We start from the raw sequence: 24,699 nt of genomic DNA, 5'->3' as shown, positions 1-24,699 counted from the left end.
TCTCCCGCCACCCCAATCGGTTGAACAAGAACAAGCCGCTGCGCGTTCGGCCCTGGCCAGGCGAAAGACACATCTGCGAATGCAGGAAGTGCCATCCCGAGGCTTACCTTCCAGCGTACCGATCCAAGAAGCTTCGGGAATGGGTTCGTTCCCAAGACATCGCATGAAACGCCTCATTCCTCTACTCTTCCTGCTCCCTCTTGTAGCCCACGCCCAGGACAACGAAACCACCACGTTGGACACGGTGGTGGTGACGGCGCCCCGGCCACACGATCCGTTCGCTTTCCGTAATCCGGTTGACTACCAGCCGACGCGATTTGATCAGCATTGGCAAGGCACCTCGGCAGAAGCATTCGGTATGCAGGGCGGCGTGGTGCCCTGGCTCAACCAGAAAATCGCCGAGCGTGTATCCAAGTTGGCGGCCAAGGCAGGATGGAAGCAACAGATCCAACCTGCGGTGGCGCGTCCTTCACCATTGACCGATGAGCAATTGGAACGCGCAACGCGTTAGTGCTGGGCTGTTCGCACGGCGCATTTCGAGGCCTTGCCAAGCACGACAAACCGATCAACCTGGAAGCAAGCCCACACCTCTTCCAGTCCATGGCAAAACGCACTCCGAAGTCCCTGGTCCATCAAGCCTCCTTGGCCCTGTCGCGTGTGGACGCGGATCATGACCGCGCCGAGACTGCGGCCTGGCATGCATGCCGGGCACTGGACGAACTCCGCGATGAGTTGCCCGAAGGAACGTTCGAGGACCACCTACGGGAACAGGTGGGGATGTCGTATTCCGGCGCCAAGATGGTGTCGGAGGTATTCGCTGACCGCGACGACTTCCTGCACTCGTCCGCCCAGGCCGTGGCGCTGGTGCCCGAAGCGCAAGCCACGACAGCGCGCCTACAGAAGGCGCATGAAGCCCACCTGGCCGATCCCGCAACGCGGACGGCGCTGTCACGCTCGCCCCGCACCAACCATGGCTGGGAAGGCGACTCGATGGCGCCGCTGCTGGACTGGATCCATGGCGCTGAGAACGGGCTGACCAAGACCGTCAAAGGTGAGGCCATCGCCCGGATGGATCTCTACATCCGATCGGGTTGGGCCGAAAAGGATCTGGGCCCCGCGGGCGAATGTGAAACGCACAATGCCGGTTCGCTGCGGGACGTGTTCCAAAAGCTACGATCAGGCGAGACGGTGTCGCCGCACGAAATGAAGGCGTCCTTGGACGCCCGTTGGCAGGAAGTGTTCGTGCCGGTCCGAGTGGACAAGGTCCACCTGCATGATCAGCGGCATGACAAGACCGCCGTGGCATTCGAGTCCGGCGTCCCCACGTTCTCGATGGACGGCAAGGGCATGACCGAAGCCGGCGGAAGGATCGACGGGTTCATTCGAGACGCGCGCGATCCCAAGGCCTGGCACATGGCGTTTGCGTCGACCTCGGAAGACAGCCGCAAGCAAGGCGACCAGATGACCCGCCACGTGGGCGGCGTACTGACGGGGATGGCGATCAGCGCCCCGCCCTGGGAAGAGGGTGGCCACCGGATCGCGTCGGTGTCGTACTACGCCCCGGCCATTGCCTCGGAGAGCCGGGCCAAGGCCATGGACCTGACCTCAAAGCAGCAAGAAGCCATCAACCGCCTGGCGTTGTACGCCCAGCTCGATGACCCGTATGTGCGACAGCACCAGGGCGTGGGCGACGCCGTGTTGGCCACCACCCACTATGCGATCGGTGCGGGCAGGACCACTACCGGGCGTGAGCTGGTTCCCCAGGAACAGCGGGACATGAGCCCGGCCCACCATGCGCGGCAAGCGGTAGACGCGGTCAAGGCGCTGGCCAACGTCGACTGGGACCGGGCCTTCCGGAACACGGGTGAGAAGTCGGGCCGGGAAATCATCATTCCCCTCGCCCAGTCCGCGCTCGATGGATTGGCCAAACACTACCCGGACGCCCTGGCGGAGTTGAAGAAAGCCGTACCGCACTTGAAGCGGCTTTCCGGCGCCGACGGCATTGCCCACACGGGGCTGGAACGCGACCTCCTGGGCACGGCGGCGGGTTTGAAGCACGTGCCTGCCTCCAAGATCCAGAACACACCCACACTGACCGATGACCACGTGGGCCAGTTGAAGCGGCACATTGCCATTGCCAACGCTCGCGACACCGTCAAGGGCGTCGTCCATGAAGCGCTGCACAAGAACGTGGACGCCCAGGATGAGGAAGGCAACACCGCGCTCCATGTGGCCGCAGGCGAACGTGACCTGCAGTTGACCCAGAAGCTGCTCTCTCGGCGGATCGACGCCACCGCGCAAAATGCGGAAGGCCAGTCGGCGCTGCACGTGGCCGCGGGCACGTCTGCCCGGACAGCGCGGGCGCAGAACGATCAGGCGCAATTGGTGGCGCTGCTAGCGCCACACAGTGCGTTGGACACGCAGGACCAGGACGGCAATACGGCCATGCACCTGGCGGCTGCCAAGGGGCTGGATCGCACCGTGGGCGAGTTGCTACGCCATGGCGCAGATCCTTCCTTGCGAAACCAACAAGGCGAAAAGCCCGTGGATCTGGCGCGTGGTTATGCCCGGCAGGTGTCTTCTCCCACCTTGCGCCTGTCAGCCGATCGTTCGGCCATGACGCTCGAGATCGCCGAGCAACAGCGGGCGATGGTCATGGCCCAATTCAAGCACCCAGCACAGATGAAAGCAGAGCGTGAAACCCAGGGACGTGCCGTCGATCGTGATGTGGCACCGGCACAGGAACGAGGCCGGAGAGTGCGGTACTAGAACTGCGTTGTGGTTCGCGGACTACGGGGTTGCCATGAACGACAACCTACTCATGATGGAGAAATAGACCTACCTCCCCGTTCCCGGGTGCCCTGATCCCTCATCGCCCCACAAGGCGAGCAAAGATTTAGCGTTTTAGGCTGCTGCGAGAACGAATGGAGGCGAACCGGCAATGGTGCTGGCGGGATTTATGAAGGAATACGCAGACCATGAACGATAGATCCACCTTTGCTGAAATCGGGAAAGCCGATACGAATGTGAAAACACCTAACCAACGCCTGTTCCGAACTCTCGGCGAAATTGACTGGCCGGCCGTCGTTATCACCTTCTACGTAGGCTTTCTTGTTTGGTATATCGGTTTTTTCTGAAATGACAACCAAGGTCACGGATGAGCAGATTGAAAGTCTGGTGCGCTCGAATGACTACGAGGCCATGCGCGTCTTCTTCAACGGTACATCGCGCCTGGAATATCGAACCTCGTCTGGCCTGACACCCTTGCTTATCGCCGCCAAGGAAGGGCTTGGCTACACGTGTACGGTTCTGGTGGAGTGCGGCGCGAGTATTCATTCAAGAGATAGTCAGTGCAACTCCGCATTACACCTTGCAGCCATGAGTGGCGCATTCAATGGGATTGAAACGCTATTGAGTCGTGGTGCTCATCGATATGCCTTAAATGCGGATGGTTTGACTCCCTTACAGTGCGCCATTCTTCACTGCCCTAACGAACAGATGAAGTGCTGGCACACCTGTACTCGCTTGATGAAATACGGAGACCCCGACATCCATACGCCTAATGGCATAGGACTTTACAAACTGGCGCTCAATCACCAAGACAAGCACGTTGCAAATCTCATTTCCCTGCGTCTCGGCAAAGATCTTCCTGTCGTAGCACCACCCCCTACTCCACCCCAAAAGATCAAACCAGCAAAGAAGCCTCGGCCATTCACTCCAACCGATCCAGAACTGAATACACCACAGGGAATGAAGCGCCGACGCTGTTGCAAGGTGGCGTATTCCACGGAAGCAGAAGCTCAACATCGAATGCGGCGACTCAAAAAGAGAACTAGCGGGAGGTTTTCCAATCTTGACCACGTCTACCTCTGTCCCCGTTGCTACACCTATCACCTGACCAGTCAGCCATATCGTTGGTGGAAATCCCCATTCGAGACTGCGACATAGCCATAAACAATTTGTAGCTCTTGCGCTCCACGTTCCCTCTGCTAACGTCTTTGGGTCGGCGAAGGTTGCACCCTAAACCCGATATGCAGCGCCCTGGCTCCGGGGCGCTGTTTTTGTGTGAAGCGATACGCGGTTGTTTGGGTTCTGGATTCGACAGGTGAACGGCTTTCCCTACTTTGGTAGATGGACCGCCGGAACCTGGACATGCGAACCCAACGGGGCATTACGCTCATCGAAATCTTGCTATGGAGCGTCGTCGTGGCCGCGACGGTCGTGGCGGTGTTTGCGTTTGCCAAGCGGGTACGCGTGGCAGCCGCGGTAGAAACCGAACAACGGCAGGTGGAACAGGTCGTCAAGACCGTCAACGGGCTGTTTGCCCTGCAACCGAATTTCTCGGCGTTGGGTGAGGATGGCGCGGCCTACCTCGCCGCTCGTGGTGCGACGCGCATGGGATTGAAGTTGTCCCCTGGCGCTGCCGGCGCCCCAGCACTGACAACGGGTCTTGGCGACGGTCAGTTGAATCTATCGGTATGGCATGTCACGCAGCCCAGCGGCCCCACCATCGCCAATGGTGGATATCGGTTGGCGTATCAGGGGCTCTCGGCCAATGAGTGCGTGCGTCTGACTTCTGCGTTGGCGTTCAACGCCCACCAAGCGAGCGTGGGCTTTCACGGTTTGGAAGACGCGTCTGCCACGGTGGTGGCGCACCGCTACAACAAGAGGCTGGGTGGAGCGGATGTCGTTGCCAACCTGTGCGCCAGGCCTGATCCGGTGGTGTTCTTGTACTTCGCACCTGCGCGTTCCATATCGGCAAATGGTGTTGGTCCGGTGGGTCCACCCAGCCCACGTTGCAATCCCATCCATGAGAAGCAATACGCCGCCTGCCCACCGGGTCAGATAGGCACGGTCATTCAAGCGCGCGATGGCACCTGCACGGGGCCGGGAAATACGCTGGTGTGGACAGCCTGGTCGACCACCGACAGTTCGTGCCAGACCCCAACCACCATAACTCCCCCGATCACGCCTTCGCTCCCGCCTGACGACTGTACGGTCATCACCACCACGCGGGTCCAGGCATGTCCTGCGGGCCAAACAGGCCAGATCCTGGAAGAGAGCGCACGGGATACATGCGCGGGCACCCAGACAGCGTGGCTCCAACTTCCTCCCCCGATTGGCAACACCTGCCAGACGCCCCTTGTCGCCACGTGTGTGCCTTCGGTTGAGCATGATGAGGTGGCTTGCCCCGCTGGCCAGGGTGGCCAGATTGTGCGGGAGCGCTATTCCACCTGTGCTTCGCCACAAGCGGTGCCCGCATGGCCTGCCTGGTCGTCGGCGCATGTCATCAGCAATACCTGCACGGCCAACTGTGGCGTTTCCAGCACACTGACCTTCGGCAACACCTGCTGTACGCCTATTCCAGACGAACGGGACGCGCCGTGCCCGGCGGGGACGTATGGGCCGGGCGGCAAGGAAATCCGCTTCCAGGGCTGCGTGAACGCCACCACGCAGGCGTCTACCTGGTCTGCCTGGGAGCCGTATCGAGACTTGGAACCTTCGCCCGGTTGCACCGCCTGTCCGGCAACTGTCCAGGAAACAGAACAGCAGTGGGATCCTCGAGCCGAGACGTGCCCCACCGGACAGACGGGCTCTATTACCTATGAGGCCGAGCAAGTCCGCACGCGTGATGTCTCCTACTCCTGCCCAGCGGGTACGACGGCGCTTCCGTCGCCCGCGATCGGCACCTGGACGGGATGGGCCGATACAGGTGCTCGTCGGAACACCGTCAACACTTGCGTGGCCACGCCACCCGCAGCGGGGTGTCAATCGGGACAGATCGGTTCGGACGTGTTGAGTGCAGCGAACTGGTGGTGCCCCGGGTACAACTCATCGGCCAGCGATTGGGCATTGAATCGCCCCGCGTTGTTCGGTGTCGACGATATTTACATTGCCACGACCAACGATGATCCGAAGACCACGGCGGACGATGGCGGCGGCACGGTTGTCACGGGCTGGCAAACCATGCCCAAGGCCTCTTGGTCGACCTGTGGCCTGCCTGCTGCCGACCCAATGGTTGAAGTGGGCGATTACTGGCACGCCACCTCGTATCAACGTTTGGCGGGTACGCCCTTGCCTGCAGAATGCGGCACGGCCACACCGCCCATCCAATGTGACATCCCCGCCGGCAAGGTGTTCAACTGGACGGTGGGCGGTAATGACTGCACGTTCGCCCAAGGCATGGCCACGAGTGTGGCGGTCAGTTCTGACTTCCCTGTCACGGACAGTACAGCGCCAACGACGGGTGCCGCGGTGTTCGCCTGCAGCGCGGGTGGCGTGTTGGCCACGACACCCAACGCAGGCGCGACGTGTACAGCGCCCGTGTCGTCCTGCTACACCCCCAGCCCCACCAATCCTGCGCTGCTGACAGGCGTGTGGCGCGTGGGCTTGAACACACCCGTCAATGCTGGCCCGGGCGGTGGTTGGTTCTGGGATGACGGTGTGGGGTTCCGAGGGGCCATCCAGCATGACGCAGCACGCGTCACGGAATACATGAATGCCATTGGCATTGGTGGGTCTGCGTCGTTCCAGAAATGCATTCCCTCCGTTTTCGGTGATTTGACCGTGTTCAATGGGGTGCTGCCTAACCGCGGTGGCAATCAGGTCGACGCGGCCCGCACCACGTGGCTGGGTTGGAACAACGTCACGTACTTGGACGCCAACGGCAACAGCACCAATATCAACCAGTCGGGCTGGACAGAAATTTGGTTGCCGCGCCTAGCAACGCCTGCGTTGCGCTGTGTTCCCGGAGAATTGATTGTCACGCGTTCCTGGAACGACTTCGGTTCGTCCACGCACATGGTGTTGGAGTGTGTTGCAGGTCCCACCCAATGCGACGTACCTGCGGGTGCGTTGTTCAACTGGGTGGTGGGTGGCAACTCCTGTACCTATACACAGGCAGCAGCCACGACCGTATCGACTAGCACCAATTTCGCCGTGACGGACAGTACAACGCCCACCACGGGCTCGGCGGCTTTCGCTTGCAGCGCGGGTGGTGTGTTGTCCATGACAGCCAACGCAGGCGCGACCTGCACGACTACCGCGTCCTGTACGCCCCCCACAGGTCTGCTGGATGGCGTATGGACGCTGACCTCCACGTCGCAGATCGACCCCTATGGCGGTGCTCCCGGCAACATCGAGACCAACATTGGCGACCTGACTCGTCGTAATGCGACGGCGGCTTCCCTGGGCGGCGCAGGCCCCTGGACCACAACGCCCTTCATGGGCATTGGGTGCTACGCCACCAACAATGGCGGTAGCGGTACGGGCGTTCGCCCAATGGCACCGCCAGGCGGAAACTGCGTAATCGGCGAGCGCATTGCTTCCCGTGTTCGTGGGCCAAGCGCCATGGGTGGAGCGATCTACAGCCCAGGCGAAACCTTCTTCTTCACTTGTGTGGCCCCGCCGCCGCCTGCGTATAACGGCTTGTGTTCTCAGGTCAGCCGCCCTCTGACGTGGGGTTGCGGCGAAATCAGGCTGGTTTCCGGTTCGTGGGTGCATACGCCCGGAAGCGTCAACCTCGATGAGTCGATCAACGGTGGCTGGTTTGGAAACGGTACCGTCGGCACCCGCTGCGTGTTTGGGTATTCGGACGTGTTGGACGCCCAGGGTTATCCGACCCCGTTGACGGCCGCCGATGAGGGCAAGCTGGTGTTTACCAACACCTCGCCCTCGGCCGATTGGTTCAACGATGAATTTCTCAATGAGAGTGATGGATCTTACATCGGCTACATCGGCTTCACCCGCATATACGCCCGGGACAGTGCCCCCAACCCAGTGCGCGGTGCGCTATGTCGTCAAACGAAATGGGAAATGATGAACAACTGACGGCGTTCGGTATTTCAGGTCTGCGATCGTATCCGCAGACCTGCCCTTGCCATGCACGACAACCCGCACATGATGGAGAAACACCTTCCGGAGTTCTCCATGTCTGACCATTTACGCTTATCGGCAGAACCTGAAATCGCTCTTGCCCAAATCCTCGCTTTCCCTGAAGTCAGTCGACTGAACGAAGAACTGGACCTTTCTCATAAGCGCATATTTGAACTTGAGCAAGAACTCCTGCGCTCCAAAGGCGAGGAAGAAGTTCTGTTTCAGCGCTTGAAATCGCTAGTGCTTGAAAAGCAATCAAATGGCCTACCTGCCCAGTCTTTAGAGACTCAGAAAACACCTCCAACCGACAACACCATCGAAGTTGTCGCTGAAGTCTTCTGTTACGCATTGGTAATAATTTTCGTTATTAATTGTTTTTTACATGGCCCGACAGCGTCCAGACTGATCACACTCTGAACCAATTCCGACGCCTAGATCGGATTGTGGATAAATCCCTAGCCCACTAGGTCACCACCACAAATCTAGCGAAGTGCAGAGTATTTCGCAGGCCTGCCCTTGCCAACATCGACAACCTGCACATGATGGAGGGACACCTTACGAGCCTCCATCGCATGGCCCTTTCCCTCGAAACGCTGCAAGCCCTGGTCGCTGTCAGTCCCTTCCAATGGGTCCATCTGACCAAAGCCGATATCTTGACCCGCTGTGAGGCGGCTGGCCTGAATCTTCCAACCTACTTCAATCCCATACCGGCGCCTGCCCATTACCCAGGGATTGGCAAGACGGTTGTGACTCGTGCCGTTCTCGATCGTGTCGAGAAAGAAGATCCACGGCTCGCCGAGCGGCTACGGACGACCCTGCACAAAGGTGGTGAGCGGGACGGTGAGCGTTTGATGTTCAAGGCGATGGAAACGATGGCCTCGTCCGAACGCATGCGGAAAGCGCTTTCTACTTTGGCCAACTCGGTCCGGAATGATGGGTGTGTGGAGCACACGGCCAAGAGGGCGATGTGATGGTCCTGTCCTATCAACCCTGGCACTACCGGCCCACCTTGTTTCGCAGGTTGGTCTTGACGGCCATATCTCGTCTGCCATTCATACCAGTCCAATACAAGATCTTCAAAACAAGGATCGATCCATCCAAAGTGCTGGAGACAGTTCTGGAAGATGAGGCCAAGCGCCTACACAGCACCGCTTGCAATCACCATCGACGCGCGTCACTTCGGGGTGATGAAAGCGCTACATTGGAAGCGGAAAAGGTACGCAACCGGGCATTTACACGCGTCCTTCATCACAGAACAAATGCTTTGCTGCTAAATAGCGCCCAGTTCAGCAGCGATGTGTTGTGGGGTGTGGCTGAAAAGCTTGATCTCGAACATTCATCGCCCTCAGGCATGCTCTTCGCGCGTCATGCATTCGGCGCCGATATCAATGAATCAGATCTGCGCCTGATAGTGGCTATGACAGACTCATTCGGTCGATCGCCGCTCCACTTTGCTGCAGCAGGTGGCCGAGCCAAGCAATGCCTTGAACTTCTGCGACATGGCGCTAATGCCAACCATGCGGATGGATACGGCAACACGCCTCTCCACTACTGGAGCATGACGCACCGTAAACCTGAAGATTTCGAGGACCAGGCGCAAAAGACATTCATGGCGCTAATAGACTTTGGCGCAGATCCCGACGCCTCCAACTTGAACGGCCGAACCCCACGTCAGATCGCGCCACAGGCTCCCTACTTCCAGGTCAGAAGAAAGCAGGAGAAATTGGAGCGCCTGGCTCGAAAGCAGCAGCGTAACCGGAAGGCCGAGGCCCCGACCCGGAGGGCGATGTAATGCCTCTCCCCGCCCTGTCCTCGCTGTTCTTTCGCCGTCGCATTGACCAGGACGCCATCCGTCTTGCCTTGGAAGATGAGACCTACCGGCAACCGGTGGTGGTGGCTGCGCGCGATCGGTGGAGTCTTTTGGTGTCGTCTTGCCAGACCTTGCGTAACGCCATTGCGGCGAAACGTCGTCAGGAGGATGTCGCGTTGCTGGTTGCGGAACTGGAGCGACGCGAGCAGTGCGCTGCCCAGGCCCGCGCGGCCTATGAACAAGCGGTCCAGCAGGCCCACAACGAGGTATGGGCTCGCTACCGGGAAACTGTTGCACAGGGGTTGGACTGGACCAAGATCCTGACCCCAATACGGGCGTTCTCAGGTCACACCCGTCCCTTCGTCCTGGAAGCCCAGAAGGAAGAAAAGCCCGTCGTTGTTGGGCCTATTGAAGGCCAGGCATGGGGGATGGGCGCCAAGCGGTAGGATGTCCCAAAAGGGGGCGTCATGCTCATGTCAGAAGCATTTCGACGCTATGGCGTCGAAATTACCAATCCGCAATGGACCAGTTCGGTGGTGTCAGAGAACCCACCCCAGGTGATCGTTAGCCTGTGGAGTCACAACTTCTCCCCCGATATGACCCGATATGTCACCCCTACCGCGCAGTGGAAAGGTGCGGGCAAACCGCTGTTCTACAAGCACTTGCGCCTGGCCATGGACGAAGGCCTGCCACTGCGGGTCGTCGTGGCCACGTCATCGGACCCCGAAGAAGTCCGCAAAGGTAACGCGCAGCGGGCCAAGGACTTCGAGCCCGACCTCTCATTGGTAGGCCGCGTGGTGCGGCTAGAAGATGAAGAATTCGAACTGGCATTTGAGCGCACCGGGGAGACACCCGACACCGTTGTGGCCGAACGGGCACGCAGTGGCGTGAAGTATTGGCATGTGGCCGAAGCGGTGGAAGCGCTGGGTCGGCCCGTGCGTACGAGCGAGATTGCGGAGTGGCTGGCCACACACTACCCGAAGGAAGACCACTCGGATCTAGGCGCGAACCTCGCGTTCCTGACAGTCAACGACGCCAACCGCCGGCATTACGATCGCTCCCGAAAGATCTGGCGGTCTGACGGTGATCACCCGCGCGATCGACTGTTCCGGGTGGGTAAGCAACGCGCGACCACCTATCAAGTCTTCCGACCCAGTGCACATGGCCACTGGGATCTGCAGCCCAACGCTGATGGGGTTTGGGAAGCTGTGCCCCTGCCCTCTTCCGCCCTGGGCCGCGCGCAGGCCGAAGCCGAAGACCAGGCCTTCGAGCATTTGCCGCCCCTGGACTCCGATCATGACGCCCGGGTCTGGTCGCTTACGGCCATTGCCCAACGCCAGGGTCAGGGTGCTTTTCGCGCGAAACTCCTGGAAGCCTACGGGCAACGCTGTGCCATCACCGGCTGCAACGCTACTTCCGTGCTGGAAGCGGCGCACATCCTTCCTTTCCGCGGCGAGCATACGCACAGGGTAGACAACGGACTGCTGCTGCGTTCGGACATCCACACACTGTTCGATCTGGGGTTGTTGTGGATCACGCCCACACACGTGGTCGCTATTGCGCCCTCGTTGAGGGGAACGGAATACGAAGCGATGGAGGGGCAGGTATTGCGCCTTCCCGTGTCGCGGGAACATTGGCCCAATCCAGTCCATTTGGCCGACCAGGCACGGCTTGCGCTGGAGAAACTGGGAACTACGTAAATCTGCGTGTGGGTTCGAGTCCGGGCCCTTGCCAAGCACGACAAATCCGAGAGACTGGATTAGGCCACCCAGTTGGATTTGCCATGTCAGACAACAACGATCTCAAGCGCATTCTTCCGCCCAACGGCAACCTCGATTTCGAGTTGGTTGGACACTCTGCCCGCACTGGCCGCATGCCTGTCCATTCCTTCAAGATCCGCACGACGCTGGAGTCCGGGGAGCGCCTGGACATCACGCAGGAAGTAGCAAACGCCTTGGGCCGCAAGACCAATCAGGAGGGTGCGCTCAATGAAGGAGGCATGGGCTACTACAAGCCCGACGCCATTGCCGGCTCTCTAGCCGAAACTCTTCACGACCAAGACCGCTACAAACACACGTTCAAGGTACGCACCTCAGTGGCCGTGAGCAGGGAAGAATACGACAAGCACAATGAGGTGGTCGGACTGCGCCAAGCCGTCCAGGACCCCCATCTTTACAAGCAGGTCGAAGACTTTTTGCGGGATGGCGCCAACGCCAATGCGCAGGATCGGTACGGCCGTGCTCCACTCCACCTGGTGAGCAACGAGAGGGCTGCGCAAGCGCTGCTTGCTGCTGGTGCCGATGTCGGAATGAAGGATGGCTGGGGGCAAACGCCCGCTGAGGCCAATCCTTACAGCGACGCCAAGCGCGTGATCCAAGTCGCGGCTAATCGCGAGGCACTAGCCTCGGTGGCAGGGGCTTCATCCAGCCGATACTCCGACCTCGCCTCACCCGACGAAGCGCGGGCACGTCGTAGCCGCGGGCGGTCGCTATGACCTCCCTGGATATCAACGAAGCAGAGAAGACCTTGCGCACGTCGGCCGCTGAAAAGGCAGTCAAAGACGCAGATCGCTACGGTTGGACGGAAGTCCGCCGAGACGTTTACTTGGACACCGCAGACCGGATGAAGGCCTTCGGACACGATGTGTCGGCTGCCTCTTACTGGATGACCACCCAGGACGGCACGCCGCCCCGACCCATTCGCGGCGCGGATGACCCGCAGCTTCGTGCAATGGTCGATGTGGACCGGGACTTGGCCCAGGTAGCCCAGCGGATCGGCGAGATGGATCGGCAGGCGTCTGCAGGCCGTGGGTTGGAGTTGGCTAGTGCCGATGAGTATTTGGCCAGGCGCAGCCGTGGGAGGGCGATGTGAGCCAGCACCATCGAAGGGAACTCATTGAACAGTCGTTTGCTACGGCCGAGAGGCAGACCGGGCCCGTCCTGGATCTTGGGATTGGTCGGTACGGTTTTGCCTACCGACAGGTAATGGATACACGACTGGAAGACAGCGCCGATCGACAAGAAGTTGAGGTCGCACGCAATCAACACGTATTTCGAGAGGCCACGAAACATATCTCACAGGTGGCTGAGTTCGACGATCAGTCATATTTTTCCAGCACATACGACAGTGGTGCGGACTTCTCCCACAGGTATCCCGAGCGACTTGGGGATGACCGACTCAACGCGATGGATGACTGGATTAGTCAGCACTCTCGCGCCCAACCTGCCGTCGACGAATACTGCTCGGCGCGTGCGCGTGAAGACTTAGCTAACCAGGCCCAGGTTTCCCGTCCTCAATTTGACCTGGCGTCGCCTGACGAATACAAGGCCAGGCGCAGCCGTGGGAGGTCAATGTGAGCCAGCAACTTCACAGGCGTGCCCCCTTCCAGATTCATGCCGCAGTAATCGATGGCGACATCGAGAAAACCCGTGCGCTCCTGAGCAGCGGACATGATGTCAACGATTACGATTTTGGCAGGGGACAAAGACCATTACATCTGGCGGTCCGCACGGATAATGCGGACATGGTCAACTTTCTTCTGAACCAAGGCGCGAAGATTGAGGAAAAGAACGGTGCGGGTTTTACCCCGCTACAAGAAGCCGGGCTGCATGGGTGCATGAACGGCTTTACTGCCCTTTTGGACCGGGGCGCCATCTGGGATCCAAACAGCGAAAAGTCCGCGATGGCACGTGCTTTCACACCGGATCCCGACGCGATCGACACTCTTCTGCGGCGTGCCGAACTGAAACAGATCGCCCAAGCCGCCCTTCCTCAATCCGACCTGGCGTCGCCGGACGAATGCATGGCTCGTCGTTCTCGTGGGAGGGCGATGTGAAGACCGCCATTCCCGACGCCCTGGAAGCGCACATGCGGAACCGGGCGTCCGAAGACATCATTGCAGACACCAACAGATTCGGTCACAGCTACTTGAGCCGTAGTGTGGTTCTAGCAACTTGTAATGACCCGGAATTCGGTCAACACATTCCACCCACTAACAACCTCGCGCCGTACTACCTATTCTCTGACGATAAGAAACCGCAAGCGATCTGGAGTGCCCAGGACGAAGCGTTACGCGCAGCGGTCGACATGGAGAGTGAGAGAACACAGCGATTCGCAATGCTCCACTACTGCGAATCACTGAGCGAAGCCCGGATACTCGTGAAATGCGGCGCTGACCTCGACCAACTCGATCAAGTGGGTGAGACAGCGTTGTTGAGCTTCCTGCAACTCTCATGCTCCACAGATCCGGAAGCAGAAAAGATCGCCTTGTACCTAATCGAACAAGGAGCGGATATTTCCGTCGGCTCAAAGGATCATGGTCAATGCGCCATCCACCGAGCCACAACACCAGAAGTGCTTGACGCGCTCTTGGCGCGCGGGGCGTCTATCAACCAGATCGACGACTGGGGCCAGACACCGCTTCACGATGTGGATGGCGTCGTCCATGCAAAACTGCTGCTGGATCGTGGGGCGGATCCGGATGGCGTCGCCCATGCAAAACTGCTGCTGGATCGTGGGGCGGATCCGAATGCGGCGGATCAGGACGGAAACACTCCACTCCACTACGCTCCAGACCGAGCCACGGCGGCTCTACTACTGGCTCATGGCGCAGATCCTTCCATTCAGAACCATGACAATCAGATAGCCGAGCAATACCAGGGAGCGGAAGGGATCCAGGATGTCGTCGACTACCTACGGGCCAATCGATTGCGGGACGCATTAGGCAAGACCGCCAGCAATAACCGGCCCCAAGACTCTGACTTGGTTTCACCCGATGACGCCTTAGCCCGCCGCTCCCGCGGTCGCTGCATGTAGGCTGGGGAGCTATACGCTCCCCTTGCCCCAAGTCGGCGCCACGAACACGTGGTTCGTACTGACGTACTTCTTAGATAGCGGCGTAGCCCTCCTGCTCGATGGTTGTCAGGATTTGTGCGGCGTCGCCCATCCCATACCGGATGTCTCCTGTTTCCAGTTCAATGGTCTTGAAGAACTTGGCGCCTGCCCAGGACTCGGGGATGGCGTGCTTCTGGGGGACGGCGATGAAGCGCTTCGGCGGGAGGTAATGGATATCAATTTGCATTATGGTTTTCCTTGTTGGTTGTGTGGACCTCGGCGTCATTACCGCCCATCGGATGGGTTGATCCACTCTGGTATTTAATCGGTTCGCAAACGCGTGAGCCATGGAAGTTCGATCTTGTTTCGGAACCGCTGGCGCCCCCGGTAGCCCTACCTTTTGCCCTGGGCGACAATGGAAGAAAGGGGAGAACCATGAAGCTGACCGAAGCCTTCCGACGCTATGGCGTGGAGTTGACCAACCCGCAGTGGACCAGTTCGGCCGTGTCGGAAGACTTGCGCCAGGTGATCGTGTCGCTGTGGAAGCACAGCTTCAATGAGGACATGACCCGATACGAAACAAGGACCGCCGGCTGGAAGGGGGCGGGCAAGTCGATCTTCTACCGGCACCTGCGCCAGGCCTTGGACGAAGGCCTGCCCTTGCGGGTGGTGGTGGCTTCCACCGACGATCCCGAAGAGATCGTGGAAGGCAATGCGTCACAGACCGATAACGACTTCGAGCCGGACTTCGAGCTGGTGGGCCGGGTCGTTCGCCTGGAAGACAACGAGCTGGAACTGGCATTCGAGAGGATCGGTTCACCGCCCGAAGCGGTCATTGCCGAGCGCTCCAAAAGCGGCGTGAAGTATTGGCACGTGGCTGAAGCCGTTGAGGCCCTGGGCAAGCCCGTGCGCACAGGTGAAATCGCCGCATGGCTGGCCCAGCACTATCCGTATGAAGATCATTCGGACCTGGGCGCTAACCTGGCGTTCTTGACGGTCAATGACGCCAATCGCCGGCACTACGACCGCTCGCGCAAGAACTGGCGCAGCGATAGCGGACACCCGCGCGACCGCCTGTTACGTCAGGGCCGCTACAAAGCCACGACCTACGAAGTGTTCCGTCCTGCGGTTCACGGCCATTGGGATCTGCAGCCCAACGCGAACGGCAAGTGGGAGGCCATTGCCCTGCCCTCGACGGTGCTGGGTCGGGCCCAAGCCGAGGCACAGGATCAGGCATTCGACCATCTACCGCCGCTGGACAGTGACCACGACGCGCGCGTGTGGACCATGACAGCCATTGCGCAACGACAGGGTCAGGGCGCTTTTCGCGCCAAGATCCTGGAAGCCTACGGGGAGCGCTGCGCCATCACTGGCTGTAATGCAATTTCTGTCCTGGAAGCGGCCCATATCCTTCCGTACCGCGGCGAGCATACGCACCGGGTAGACAACGGCCTGCTGCTCCGTTCGGACATCCACACGCTGTTCGATCTGGGGTTGTTGTGGATCACGCCCACACACGTGGTCGCTATTGCGCCCTCGTTGAAGGCAACGGAATACGAAGCGATGGAGGGGCAGGACTTGCGTCTACCTAAGACGCGGGAGCACTGGCCCAACCCTGTCCATCTGGCCGAACAGGCACGCTTGGCGCAGGAAAGGCACAAATAGGCCAATCCAGTTCCGTCGCAATCCTTGAGATAGCCCAGGAGCAGGGTGCTATTCCCCTGGGAATAGCCCTAACGCTACCCGCACCGGTATCCTCGACTCGTTCACCGACCATGTCCCCTTCCCGTCCAGCCTCAACCGGGTTATCACGGCCAGTCCGGCGAACCACCACCAGGGGAGCGTTTCAAGGTATGGCTGACAATCAATCCACGAATATCAAGATTGAGGCCAAGCATGACTTTTTGAAGTCGCTTGCCTCCAATGTCACCCCGATCGCAGCAGTTTCCGAGTTGATCTGGAACGGGTTTGACGCTGGCGCCCAGCATGTCAAAGTCATTCTTGAACCTAATGAACTCAATGGACTGCATGCCATCCGCGTGTCTGACGACGGCGACGGTATTGACCGGAGCAATGTAGGAAAGCTCTTCGGCGGCCTAGGCGACTCGTGGAAAGCCAAATCACACCGCTATAAGGGGCGCACCCTGCATGGCAAGAACGGCAAGGGACGGTTCCGTGCTTTCGCATTGGGGGAGAGTGTGGAATGGCGCACCACCTACCTAGATGGCAAGGCATTCAAGAGCTACACCATCACGGGGCGTGCAAGTCAGCTAACAGGCTTTCAGGCGTCGCTTCCCACTGCGTCCGAGACATCGATCCTGGGAACCGAGGTGGTCATCGAGAACCTCGAGTCCAATTTTCCCTCGTTGACCAACGATAGCGCTTCGCTGGAAATAACAAAGCAGTTCGCAGCTTACTTGACGGAGTCTCCTGGCCTGACGTTGTATTTCGACGGAACCAAAATCGATCCGGCGTCAGTTCAGAGCTACAAGGAAGACTTCCATCTGGGAGATGTTGTACTCCAAAGCGGCAAGCGTGTTCCGGTGTCGATCACGATCATCGAGTGGACTGTACAGACCGATCGTGTTTTTGAGTTATGCGACAAGGCCGGCGTTTCTCTTCATGAGGTTGTCGTTGGCCCGCAGATCAAGGCACCCGGATATAACTTCACCGTGTATGTGAAGTCGGATCACTTCCGTGACCTCGACAAAGAAAACTCCTTGGCCCTTCCAGACTTGAATCAGGATGTCTCCGACATCCTGGCCGCAGTCAAATTGAAGGTCAAAGAACATTTCCGGCGCCGGACCTTGCAGCACCGCAGTGAAACCATCCAGCGCTGGAAAGACGAGAAGATCTACCCTTACGAGGACAAGATTGAGGTCAACGCCTCAGAGCAAATCGAGCGCCAAGTCTTCGACATTCTCGCCGTCAATGTTGAGGATCACCTCCCCTCCTTCGACGAAGCGCCCGCAAAATCCAGGAAGTTCACGTTCCGCCTGCTCGCCCAGGCGATCCGCGAAAATCCGGACTCTGTGCGCACGATCATGGACGAGGTCTTGAACCTCAAGAAGGACGAACAGGACGATCTGGCCACTCTGCTCCAGAAGACAACTCTGTCCAAGATCATCACTTCGGCCAAGATCGTGGCTGACCGTTTGAACCTGGTGGAAGCGCTAAGTGATCTGCTATTCAACAAGGAAACTAAGAAGCGGCTTTTGGAGCGCGACCAGCTTCATAAGACTCTCGAAGTGGAGTCATGGATCTTCAAGGAAGACTTCAACCTAGCAGGATCCGAAAAGACCTTGGAGGACGCATTAGCCATTTACATTGGCAAGCTCGGCAAGCGGGAAGATGTCGGCGATGTGTCTGACGATCCTGTCCTGCGGGAAGACGACAAGGGTGGCCGTATCGACCTCATGTTGGCGCGATCAATTCAACCCACCCAGGGCAGCCATGAGTACCTGGTTGTCGAACTAAAACGCCCAAGCCAGAAGATCAATTCTGAAGTTCTGGCCCAGATTGAGAGCTATGCCATTGCCGTCGCGAAGGATAATCGCTTCCACCAGAAGCGTTCGCGCTGGACCTTTATGGTCGTTGGCAATGAAATGGATGAATACGCACAACTAAAAACCCGCCAGAAGAACCGCCCAGACGGCCTGGTTTTCGATAACGACGAATACAACATATCGGTGTGGGCCAAGACGTGGTCAGAAATTCTGAATGACGCTCGCGCCCGCTTGAGCTTTTTCAGTCAGCAACTTGACTATCAGGCGGACTCCGACAGTGAGTTGGAATACCTGAAACGAGCGCACGCGAAGTACATTCCGGACGAACTTGCCGAGATGGCAACGGGTGCAAGGGCTTAGATAGACTCCTTGCCGCGGTACTCCTTGCCGCGGTACTCCTTGCCGCGGTACTCCTTGCCGCGGTACTCCTTGCCGCGGTACTCCTTGGCCAGGTCGCTGGCACACAACGGCGTGCCCTTTGGGTGCGCATTGGCCACGGCGAACGCCGCCACCTTGGTGGCATGCTCCAACGCTTCCTTGCTCATGCCATCCTCGTTCCAGTCATCGGGCAACGCGGCGATGGCGCCTAGCGCTTCCTTGCCCGACAGGTATTGCATGCAGGTCAGCAACGACCACTGTGTGCCTGTGGCGTCACGTAGTACGCTCCCGGCGTCCTCTTCGTTCATGCGGTCGGCCAGCACGGCGGCCAAGACCACGGACGCCAGCTTGACCTTGACCAAAGGCGGCAGCTTCTTCTTCGGTGGCGTGAGGTTGTGGTCCCTCACGGCTGCGTCTGTCCATCGGGCACTACCCAACCCGCGTCGTCGGCCGAGGCCAGAAGATCTGTAAATGTTTCGCGCAAATCGGGGTCTGCGTCGTCCGACCAGACCTCATCACTCAGGTTGCCGGCAATGGCGTCCCAGCCCGCCCAGAAGTCGGTGGGTGTGGTGCTGTGATTGGACTCTGCCAGGTAAGTGGCCAGCTGGGAAAGTCGTGGGTCAGGCATTGAAGTTTCCATTTGCGAACGGAACAGAATTTGCTCTATTCATCTACCTACTCTGCTCAACCAAGAGGCGCGCGCGCTCAAGCAATTCATCGAACGTGACTACCTCCGGGCCGTACATATGTCGCCTAAACAGCTCAAAGCAAGCGAACTTTTCGCGGTTCACCCCATGCTCGGTTACGAACTCCTGCAGGTCGCCGCACACCAGAACGGATCGTGGACGAATGAGGTAGGCGTCTTTACCCAAGGGCTCGCCTTCGTCATCAACCACCCGCAGCACCTCGCGGATGTTGGCTTCGGCCAAGTGGACAGTCCTCTGCGACTGGGCAATTGCGTCTGTCAGATCTCCGCTAGGCCCCCAAACCCCACTTCGATATTGGCTCTTTTGCAGCAGCCTTGTCCGATGGGTCTTAATTTCCGCAAAGCACAACGCCCCCACTCGTCCTCGTGTACTTAGCAGTCCGTCCGCGCGCTTTCCTGACCCCGCCACGCTTGCCCCAGCAACAACGCGTTCAAGTTTGCCGTCATCGATCGCGGAGGTGGCGTTGAAGAACAAAGAACCACCAAAAATCCAGTGGTTTGCCTCAAAGAATTGCTGCCAGACATCCTCGGGCCCTCGTACGTGCATGGCTCGCTCGTCGAAGAACGCGTCGTCTGTCAGAAGTCGTTCAAACAGTTCCATTTGCTGGCGCCGATATGCAACGGTGACCAGATCGCGCTCTGTGACTTCGCTGGCGAGGATGTCTTCCAGCAGTTGTTCGTTCTTGCCGATCAGCTGCTTGGCTGCGTCCTTGGACAGGGTGAAGCGGTTGAGTTGATCGATCCCGATCCGGAACTTGTCTTCTGCACGGAACTCGGCGTTCACCGCGAGCATGGCAAGTTCAACCAGGTCGTCGATTTCCTGCCCGGTTAGAACGAAGTGTGCATTTCGACTCGGATTATCCTTTCCATCGCTCATATCGAACGATTGGATGTGGATCGACTGGATACGTCTTGGATCCTCAACCAGCAACAGCTTGACCTGCCTTTTCCCGGTTGGCGTGGTCCTAAGGACCACCTCGTGCTTGACCAGGCCCAGCGCGTCTCCCTCGATGTCGGGGAAAACCCGATCGAGATACCGAAGCTTGCGGACTACTTCCGTGAAGTTCTCTCCGTCCTTGATTAGCCGCTTTACCGGGAAGGCGGACGAGCCGTAAATTCGGCCGGGCACCTTGTTGGCAACGTAAATTCCATCATCGTCACTCACACCCACCCCCTCCAAACAAGCCACTTGTCGCCGGACTCGGCGCCCCTGGTACACATCAGCGTTTAGGCCGCTTCCTTGATCAACTCGTAGAACGGATGGCGCTTGTCGTCAAAGATCGCGAACAGTTCCTCGTCGCTGCGCCCTTCTGGCGTGAGCCAGGCGTTGGCGTGCTCGGGCTTGATGTTGATGATGGTGCGATCGTGGCCGGCAGCGGCCACTTCGGGTTCGGGCTCGTCGGTGATGGCGGCGAATGACCACAAATCCGGCTCTTTGCCTTTCGGGTCGGTCCAGTGCGAATACAGGCACGCGATGAACATCGTTTCGCCCGTGCGGGGGCGGAAGTGGATCTCTTTGGAGCCACCCCTCCCGTCGTCCACATTCTCGTAGAACGTTTCGGCGAGCATGAGCGCATGGGTGTGGCCAAACTGCGGACGCCAGAACTTCGTAAGGTTGTCGCGCCTGGCGTTGTACTTGCCAGAGGCTCTGCCGTCCTTCGTGTAGTCGGTACTGGGTGCCATGCCTTGCGGCCTGCACAGGTAGCGCATAGGACGAACGACCGGCTTGCCGTCTTCGATCAGCAGCACGGGCGCATACCAGAACGGAAAAATCCGATCGTCAGTGGTCGGCTTATGGCTGGTGCGCTTGGCGTCGGCGATCCAGCGCTCCATCTGCTTGATTTTGTTGCCGGCGATCCGCTGTTCGTTGAGGGCCGACTTGGTCTCCTTGACGGCCAACTTGGCAACAGCTGTATCCAGGCGTGCTTGCTGCTTGGCGAGTTCGTCTTCGGCGTCGGCCAACTTCCGCCCGTTCCATTCCGCGATCAGGTCTTGGATCTTGCGTTCTGTATCCGTTCGAGGTCGCAGGAAATTGAGATCCATGCCCTTTGGGATCTTGGTGCCGTCGGACATTTTCTTGCGTATCCGATACTTCTCTTCCCGGCCCAAATACAACTTCCAGAACTCTTCGATGTCGATGTCGGCGCCGAATTCCTTTGTAAAGGCCGAAAAAAGTTCCCAGGCCTCTGCGGAATAGCACATGCAATGTTCCTCACTGTTTCGTGGGCTGGTAGGAAGAGCCTATAACAAGCGATGGATGGGGGCGTGGAACGGGAAAGGTTTCACGGCGCGTTCCACGCCACACCATCGGGCGGTGCTATAAGACCGGCCATGCCTATCACTGAACGCGCCCGCGAAGTCCTACTGCTCCAAGGCCAGTTGGGACAGTTGGCTATGCAGGTGCCACCCCCGCCCGAAGAGGCGGCGGATCGACACCTCTTGGGCTACCAGGAAATGGGCCTGTCGTTCCACCACGCCACCTCGATTGCGTCCCATCTGGAGCGCCATGGGTCGAATCTGGCCGCTAGCGCCTTTGCCCTTGCCCGCCCCATGCTCGAAACGCTGCAGCGGGGCTGGTGGTTTGCGGCGGTGGCCACTGACGAACAGGCCGCGGCTTTCCTTGCGACTGACCAATTTCCCGGTCCGGGCGTTGCCGCTGTCGGCCGGGCGATCGACGCCGTCCCTCCCTTCGCCGGCACCGCCTTTTTCACAGGCCTGGACCAGGCCGAGTGGAACACCTACCACTCGTTCACCCACGGCGGCCTGTTCGCCTTGGACGCGTACGCCAACCGGCCCCACCTGGTGCCCGACTATGACCCCGACAAGCTCTTGGCCCTGCTCGACAATGCCCAGCGCATGAGCGGCGTGGCGGCCCTGGGGATGGCCTGGATTGGGATGATCCACGCGCCCGAGCGCACCGAACCGGTGTACCGGGCCATCCACGCGCTGGGGCCGCAACTGGGCCAGTAGCCTATTCAGGTCAGAACGTTAGTATTTTGACTACCAACGGGACTATCCTGTCTCCCCGGTGCGACACCGTCTCATCGGGTGAGTCCTTCCCACCTGAACATGCGGCCATGCTCGTACCCCTATCGACCGATCCCTTGCCCTTCCCACCCACGCTGCTGGGGCCTGTTGCCACGTCTACGGCGAGAGGCCTGCCCGTGCTGCGGACGCTGGCTGCCTGTGGCTTTCCCAGCCCCGCCGAAGACTTCTTCCAGGAAGACGACCGGCTGGACCTCAATGAGCGCCTGATCGCCAACCCGCCCGCGACCTTCCTCATGAAGGCCGACTGTGGCGGCTCAATGATCGACTACGGGATTCAGGACGGCGATCTGTTGATTGTGGATCGCTCCATCAACGCACGGCCTGGCCACACGGTCATCGTGCTGTGGGAAGGCGGGTTCATGTGCAAGAAGCTGTATGTGCGGGGTACCCGGATCGTGCTGGCCAGCAGCGCGGGCTACCCGCCCATCATCGTGCCGGAGGACATCGAACTGGATGTCTGGGGTGTGGTGCGGAGCAACGTTCACTTCCATCTGTGAGAGTGCAGATGGACATGCTCCCTCCCCGCTTCGGGCTCATCGACGGCAACAACTTTTACGTGTCCTGCGAGCGGGTGTTTGACCCGTCGCTACGCGGCGTGCCGACGGTGGTGTTGGGAAATGGGGATGGCTGCTGCATATCGCTTTGTCCCCTAGCGAAAGGTCTTGGCTTGAAGATCGGCACCCCGATCTTTCAGGTACCCGACGCCATACGCAAAAAGATTCAGGTCCGGTCGGCCAACTTCGCCCTGTATGGGGATCTCAGTGCGCGCATTGTGTCGGTACTCTCCGACCTCTTTCCACGCGTGGAGGTCTACTCCATCGACGAAAACTTCGTCGATGTCGAGGGCCTGAAAGATCCTTTCGCCACGTGCTTGGAAGCACGCGAACGGATCCTGCGCTGGGTGGGCATTCCCTGCTGTGCCGGCATAGGCGCCACACGCACACTCGCGAAGGCCGGCAACAAGATGGCCAAGGACCGCTCCAAGCGCGCGGCGAATGCCGGAGCGTTGGCCGTGTTCCATGCCACCCCACAGAACATCGACGCCCTTGCAGTCGAGGACGTGTGGGGTGTCGGGCGACGCTTCACCGCCCGCCTGAATGCCGAAGGGGTGAAGAGCGCGGCCGACCTGGCCGCTTTACCTGCTGACCATGTGCGCGCCCGCTATGGCGTGGTGCTGGCGCGCACCCAGACGGAGCTGCGCGGCGTGCCGTGTGGCGACCTGGAATTGGAAGAGCCTAACCGCAAGCAACTGGTGATCAGTCGCACGTTCGGGCGCGATGTCCTGGACCCGATGGACGCGCTTACGACGTTCACCACCGTGGCGTGCGAGAAATTGCGATCACGCGGCCTGGCAGCCGGTGCCCTGTGGGTTTGGCTGGACGGCAATCCATTCAAAGGCGACACCTTCCATGCGTCGCGTGCGGTGCCCTTCCCCTTCCCCACGCGGGATACGGCGGAAGTCCTGCGTGCTGTGCGGTTCCTGGCCAAATCCATCCAGGATCAGGCCAGCCGGTCGGGGCGAAGCGTGCCCTTCAAACGCGGTGGCGTGGGCCTCACGGATCTGGTGCGGGCGGAAGATCGCCAGGCGGATCTGTTCTTCGGACCCGATGAAAAAGCCGAACGGGCCATGGCGGTGCTGGACAAGATCAACGCCAAGTGGGGCCGCGGTACCGTCGGGGTAGGCTCTGTCGGATGGCGTGTGGGCGGTGCCCGCCCAGGAGAGAAGCGTGTGGGTCGTCGGGACGCACAGTGGCGCCCCACGTTGAAGGCCTTGTCGCCTAGCTACACGACGAAGTGGAGCGACCTGTTACGGGTGCGTTAGAGCCTCAACGTTTTGTACTTGAAGGTCAGCCCTTGGCTCATTATTGCGCCGCAAACGGTGCCTACGCGCTCGGTTTGATATTGCTCCACAAAGGGGGCGAACATTGGATTGTCAGTCGTGTGGATCATATCGAAGCCGTCCGAAGATCCGATATATTCTTGGATCATTGCCTGCCGGTTGGCCGGTTCGTAGCGCTCGTCTGGCTGAGCGCCCAACCACACAACCCAGCGGTCCACGTGTTCGAAGAACACCGAGTCCGCCCCCAGGCACAGGTCTTCCACCAACTTTCTGTCCAGCCCAGCCAAGCCCACTATCAGTTGCTTCTTCCAAGCCTCGGACGCTCTGCGCAACTCAAAGTACGCTTCGTGCATTTTCTCGAGTTGGTCGTTATCAAACTCTTCCGACCGGTCCGACATGAAAATCCAAGACATCAACTTCCTTTTCCAGAGCAGCATGGCTTCCCGTGTTTGAAGTAGGCCAGACATTCCCTGGAATGCCATGACCGCTTCGGAGGGCCCAAACCGATCGCACACCGCCATGAAGAAGGGCTGGTGTTTTTCACGGCCGATCTCGTCTTGGTAGAACGCCACCAATTCCATCAGGTTAGGGAACGCTTTATCAGGTGCTTGCTCTGCGAAGGCGTGTTCGTAGAGCGCAATCCCGCGCTTGATCAGTTTGGCGTCCTTTTCCAGCCCGTCATCAGATTTTGTAGCCATCGTTC

General features: G+C 59.4%; 26 protein-coding genes. 20 read left to right on the top strand and 6 right to left on the bottom strand.

The window, feature by feature from the left end; all coding sequences use genetic code 11:
- Positions 1-163: 163 nt before the first annotated feature.
- The 15 genes from CSC65_RS05765 (at position 164) to CSC65_RS05695 (ending at position 14,500) form a co-directional block, all read left to right on the top strand.
- Entirely contained in the window at positions 164-511 is a 348-nt protein-coding gene (locus CSC65_RS05765; RefSeq protein ID WP_162409348.1) for a hypothetical protein, read from the top strand.
- Positions 511-2,769 (top strand): ankyrin repeat domain-containing protein, encoded by a 2,259-nt coding sequence (locus CSC65_RS05760; RefSeq protein WP_162409346.1) that lies wholly within the window; start codon positions 511-513, stop codon positions 2,767-2,769. Before CSC65_RS05765 ends, CSC65_RS05760 begins: the two co-directional genes overlap by 1 nt.
- 209 nt (positions 2,770-2,978) lie before the next feature.
- Positions 2,979-3,137, top strand: a complete 159-nt coding sequence (locus CSC65_RS05755; protein WP_162409344.1) for a hypothetical protein — start codon at positions 2,979-2,981, stop codon at positions 3,135-3,137.
- A 1-nt stretch (position 3,138) separates the two neighbouring features.
- Entirely contained in the window at positions 3,139-3,948 is an 810-nt protein-coding gene (locus CSC65_RS05750; RefSeq protein ID WP_162409342.1) for an ankyrin repeat domain-containing protein, read from the top strand.
- 204 nt (positions 3,949-4,152) lie between these two features.
- Positions 4,153-7,830 (top strand): hypothetical protein, encoded by a 3,678-nt coding sequence (locus CSC65_RS05745; protein WP_162409340.1) that lies wholly within the window; start codon positions 4,153-4,155, stop codon positions 7,828-7,830.
- Positions 7,831-7,929: 99 nt separating this feature from the next.
- A complete protein-coding gene (locus CSC65_RS05740; protein ID WP_162409338.1) occupies positions 7,930-8,292 on the top strand; it encodes a hypothetical protein in 363 nt (120 codons plus the stop codon).
- 155 nt (positions 8,293-8,447) lie between these two features.
- A complete protein-coding gene (locus CSC65_RS05735) occupies positions 8,448-8,846 on the top strand; it encodes a hypothetical protein (RefSeq protein WP_162409336.1) in 399 nt (132 codons plus the stop codon).
- Entirely contained in the window at positions 8,846-9,667 is an 822-nt protein-coding gene (locus CSC65_RS05730) for an ankyrin repeat domain-containing protein (protein ID WP_162409334.1), read from the top strand. The genes CSC65_RS05735 and CSC65_RS05730 overlap by 1 nt, the downstream gene beginning before the upstream one ends.
- A complete protein-coding gene (locus CSC65_RS05725) occupies positions 9,667-10,131 on the top strand; it encodes a hypothetical protein (protein WP_162409332.1) in 465 nt (154 codons plus the stop codon). Before CSC65_RS05730 ends, CSC65_RS05725 begins: the two co-directional genes overlap by 1 nt.
- Positions 10,132-10,152: 21 nt before the next feature.
- Complete coding sequence (locus CSC65_RS05720) at positions 10,153-11,385, top strand: HNH endonuclease (RefSeq protein WP_238390295.1); 1,233 nt, start codon at positions 10,153-10,155, stop codon at positions 11,383-11,385.
- An 83-nt stretch (positions 11,386-11,468) separates the two neighbouring features.
- Positions 11,469-12,179 carry a hypothetical protein gene (locus CSC65_RS05715; protein ID WP_162409330.1) on the top strand — a complete coding sequence of 237 codons (711 nt, stop codon included), beginning with the start codon at positions 11,469-11,471 and terminating at the stop codon, positions 12,177-12,179.
- Positions 12,176-12,556 carry a hypothetical protein gene (locus CSC65_RS05710; protein ID WP_162409328.1) on the top strand — a complete coding sequence of 127 codons (381 nt, stop codon included), beginning with the start codon at positions 12,176-12,178 and terminating at the stop codon, positions 12,554-12,556. Before CSC65_RS05715 ends, CSC65_RS05710 begins: the two co-directional genes overlap by 4 nt.
- Positions 12,557-12,669: 113 nt before the next feature.
- Entirely contained in the window at positions 12,670-13,041 is a 372-nt protein-coding gene (locus CSC65_RS05705; protein ID WP_162409326.1) for a hypothetical protein, read from the top strand.
- Positions 13,038-13,520, top strand: coding sequence for an ankyrin repeat domain-containing protein (locus CSC65_RS05700; RefSeq protein WP_162409324.1), 483 nt, complete (start codon positions 13,038-13,040; stop codon positions 13,518-13,520). The genes CSC65_RS05705 and CSC65_RS05700 overlap by 4 nt, the downstream gene beginning before the upstream one ends.
- The gene (locus tag CSC65_RS05695; protein WP_162409322.1) at positions 13,517-14,500 is read left to right on the top strand and encodes an ankyrin repeat domain-containing protein; all 984 of its coding nucleotides are present in this window, start codon (positions 13,517-13,519) and stop codon (positions 14,498-14,500) included. Before CSC65_RS05700 ends, CSC65_RS05695 begins: the two co-directional genes overlap by 4 nt.
- Before the next feature lie 70 nt (positions 14,501-14,570).
- Here the strand turns inward: CSC65_RS05695 and CSC65_RS05690 are convergent, their stop codons facing one another.
- The gene (locus tag CSC65_RS05690) at positions 14,571-14,765 is read right to left on the bottom strand and encodes a hypothetical protein (protein WP_162409320.1); all 195 of its coding nucleotides are present in this window, start codon (positions 14,763-14,765) and stop codon (positions 14,571-14,573) included.
- 188 nt (positions 14,766-14,953) lie between these two features.
- On the opposite strand from CSC65_RS05690, the gene CSC65_RS05685 reads away from it, so the two are divergent.
- Together CSC65_RS05685 and CSC65_RS05680 are read left to right on the top strand one after the other, a co-directional pair.
- The gene (locus tag CSC65_RS05685; protein ID WP_162409317.1) at positions 14,954-16,183 is read left to right on the top strand and encodes an HNH endonuclease; all 1,230 of its coding nucleotides are present in this window, start codon (positions 14,954-14,956) and stop codon (positions 16,181-16,183) included.
- A gap of 188 nt (positions 16,184-16,371) precedes the next feature.
- Positions 16,372-18,384, top strand: a complete 2,013-nt coding sequence (locus tag CSC65_RS05680) for an ATP-binding protein (RefSeq protein WP_162409315.1) — start codon at positions 16,372-16,374, stop codon at positions 18,382-18,384.
- Here the strand turns inward: CSC65_RS05680 and CSC65_RS05675 are convergent.
- From CSC65_RS05675 to CSC65_RS05660, 4 genes are all read right to left on the bottom strand, one after another.
- Positions 18,381-18,809: a hypothetical protein gene (locus tag CSC65_RS05675; RefSeq protein ID WP_162409313.1), complete on the bottom strand. Its 429-nt coding sequence runs from the start codon at positions 18,807-18,809 to the stop codon at positions 18,381-18,383. The two genes, CSC65_RS05680 and CSC65_RS05675, sit on opposite strands and share 4 nt — an antisense overlap.
- Entirely contained in the window at positions 18,806-19,030 is a 225-nt protein-coding gene (locus CSC65_RS05670; RefSeq protein WP_162409312.1) for a hypothetical protein, read from the bottom strand. The genes CSC65_RS05675 and CSC65_RS05670 overlap by 4 nt, the downstream gene beginning before the upstream one ends.
- A 43-nt stretch (positions 19,031-19,073) precedes the next feature.
- Positions 19,074-20,273, bottom strand: a complete 1,200-nt coding sequence (locus CSC65_RS05665) for a Shedu immune nuclease family protein (protein WP_162409311.1) — start codon at positions 20,271-20,273, stop codon at positions 19,074-19,076.
- 62 nt (positions 20,274-20,335) lie between these two features.
- Complete coding sequence (locus CSC65_RS05660; protein WP_162409310.1) at positions 20,336-21,310, bottom strand: SOS response-associated peptidase family protein; 975 nt, start codon at positions 21,308-21,310, stop codon at positions 20,336-20,338.
- A 129-nt stretch (positions 21,311-21,439) separates the two neighbouring features.
- Here CSC65_RS05660 and CSC65_RS05655 point away from each other — a divergent pair, with 129 nt between their 5' ends.
- From CSC65_RS05655 to CSC65_RS05645, 3 genes are all read left to right on the top strand, one after another.
- Positions 21,440-22,078: a DUF6988 family protein gene (locus tag CSC65_RS05655; protein WP_162409309.1), complete on the top strand. Its 639-nt coding sequence runs from the start codon at positions 21,440-21,442 to the stop codon at positions 22,076-22,078.
- Between the two features lie 194 nt (positions 22,079-22,272).
- Positions 22,273-22,653, top strand: coding sequence for a LexA family protein (locus tag CSC65_RS05650; protein ID WP_238390294.1), 381 nt, complete (start codon positions 22,273-22,275; stop codon positions 22,651-22,653).
- An 8-nt stretch (positions 22,654-22,661) separates the two neighbouring features.
- Positions 22,662-23,978 (top strand): Y-family DNA polymerase, encoded by a 1,317-nt coding sequence (locus tag CSC65_RS05645; RefSeq protein ID WP_238390293.1) that lies wholly within the window; start codon positions 22,662-22,664, stop codon positions 23,976-23,978.
- On the opposite strand, the gene CSC65_RS05640 is transcribed toward CSC65_RS05645, so the two are convergent.
- Positions 23,975-24,694, bottom strand: coding sequence for a hypothetical protein (locus CSC65_RS05640; protein WP_162409307.1), 720 nt, complete (start codon positions 24,692-24,694; stop codon positions 23,975-23,977). The two genes, CSC65_RS05645 and CSC65_RS05640, sit on opposite strands and share 4 nt — an antisense overlap.
- Positions 24,695-24,699 lie beyond the last annotated feature (5 nt).

Origin of the sequence: Pseudoxanthomonas daejeonensis (assembly GCF_010093205.1) — a bacterium.
Lineage (GTDB): Bacteria > Pseudomonadota > Gammaproteobacteria > Xanthomonadales > Xanthomonadaceae > Pseudoxanthomonas > Pseudoxanthomonas daejeonensis.
The sequence above is the reverse complement of the archived record's forward strand: the minus strand, read 5'-3'. Positions and strand labels throughout refer to the sequence as shown.

What these genes read in the sequence shown, in the direction of transcription:
- CSC65_RS05765 (WP_162409348.1), top strand. Translation starts at nt 164, where the DNA reads ATGAAACGCCTCATTCCTCTACTCTTCCTGCTCCCTCTTGTAGCCCAC.
- CSC65_RS05755 (WP_162409344.1), top strand. Translation starts at nt 2,979, where the DNA reads ATGAACGATAGATCCACCTTTGCTGAAATCGGGAAAGCCGATACGAAT.
- CSC65_RS05750 (WP_162409342.1), top strand. Translation starts at nt 3,139, where the DNA reads ATGACAACCAAGGTCACGGATGAGCAGATTGAAAGTCTGGTGCGCTCG.
- CSC65_RS05745 (WP_162409340.1), top strand. Translation starts at nt 4,153, where the DNA reads ATGCGAACCCAACGGGGCATTACGCTCATCGAAATCTTGCTATGGAGC.
- CSC65_RS05740 (WP_162409338.1), top strand. Translation starts at nt 7,930, where the DNA reads ATGTCTGACCATTTACGCTTATCGGCAGAACCTGAAATCGCTCTTGCC.
- CSC65_RS05735 (WP_162409336.1), top strand. Translation starts at nt 8,448, where the DNA reads ATGGCCCTTTCCCTCGAAACGCTGCAAGCCCTGGTCGCTGTCAGTCCC.
- CSC65_RS05730 (WP_162409334.1), top strand. Translation starts at nt 8,846, where the DNA reads ATGGTCCTGTCCTATCAACCCTGGCACTACCGGCCCACCTTGTTTCGC.
- CSC65_RS05725 (WP_162409332.1), top strand. Translation starts at nt 9,667, where the DNA reads ATGCCTCTCCCCGCCCTGTCCTCGCTGTTCTTTCGCCGTCGCATTGAC.
- CSC65_RS05720 (WP_238390295.1), top strand. Translation starts at nt 10,153, where the DNA reads ATGCTCATGTCAGAAGCATTTCGACGCTATGGCGTCGAAATTACCAAT.
- CSC65_RS05715 (WP_162409330.1), top strand. Translation starts at nt 11,469, where the DNA reads ATGTCAGACAACAACGATCTCAAGCGCATTCTTCCGCCCAACGGCAAC.
- CSC65_RS05710 (WP_162409328.1), top strand. Translation starts at nt 12,176, where the DNA reads ATGACCTCCCTGGATATCAACGAAGCAGAGAAGACCTTGCGCACGTCG.
- CSC65_RS05705 (WP_162409326.1), top strand. Translation starts at nt 12,670, where the DNA reads ATGGATACACGACTGGAAGACAGCGCCGATCGACAAGAAGTTGAGGTC.
- CSC65_RS05690 (WP_162409320.1), bottom strand. Translation starts at nt 14,765, where the DNA reads ATGCAAATTGATATCCATTACCTCCCGCCGAAGCGCTTCATCGCCGTC.
- CSC65_RS05685 (WP_162409317.1), top strand. Translation starts at nt 14,954, where the DNA reads ATGAAGCTGACCGAAGCCTTCCGACGCTATGGCGTGGAGTTGACCAAC.
- CSC65_RS05680 (WP_162409315.1), top strand. Translation starts at nt 16,372, where the DNA reads ATGGCTGACAATCAATCCACGAATATCAAGATTGAGGCCAAGCATGAC.
- CSC65_RS05670 (WP_162409312.1), bottom strand. Translation starts at nt 19,030, where the DNA reads ATGCCTGACCCACGACTTTCCCAGCTGGCCACTTACCTGGCAGAGTCC.
- CSC65_RS05660 (WP_162409310.1), bottom strand. Translation starts at nt 21,310, where the DNA reads ATGTGCTATTCCGCAGAGGCCTGGGAACTTTTTTCGGCCTTTACAAAG.
- CSC65_RS05655 (WP_162409309.1), top strand. Translation starts at nt 21,440, where the DNA reads ATGCCTATCACTGAACGCGCCCGCGAAGTCCTACTGCTCCAAGGCCAG.
- CSC65_RS05645 (WP_238390293.1), top strand. Translation starts at nt 22,662, where the DNA reads ATGGACATGCTCCCTCCCCGCTTCGGGCTCATCGACGGCAACAACTTT.
- CSC65_RS05640 (WP_162409307.1), bottom strand. Translation starts at nt 24,694, where the DNA reads ATGGCTACAAAATCTGATGACGGGCTGGAAAAGGACGCCAAACTGATC.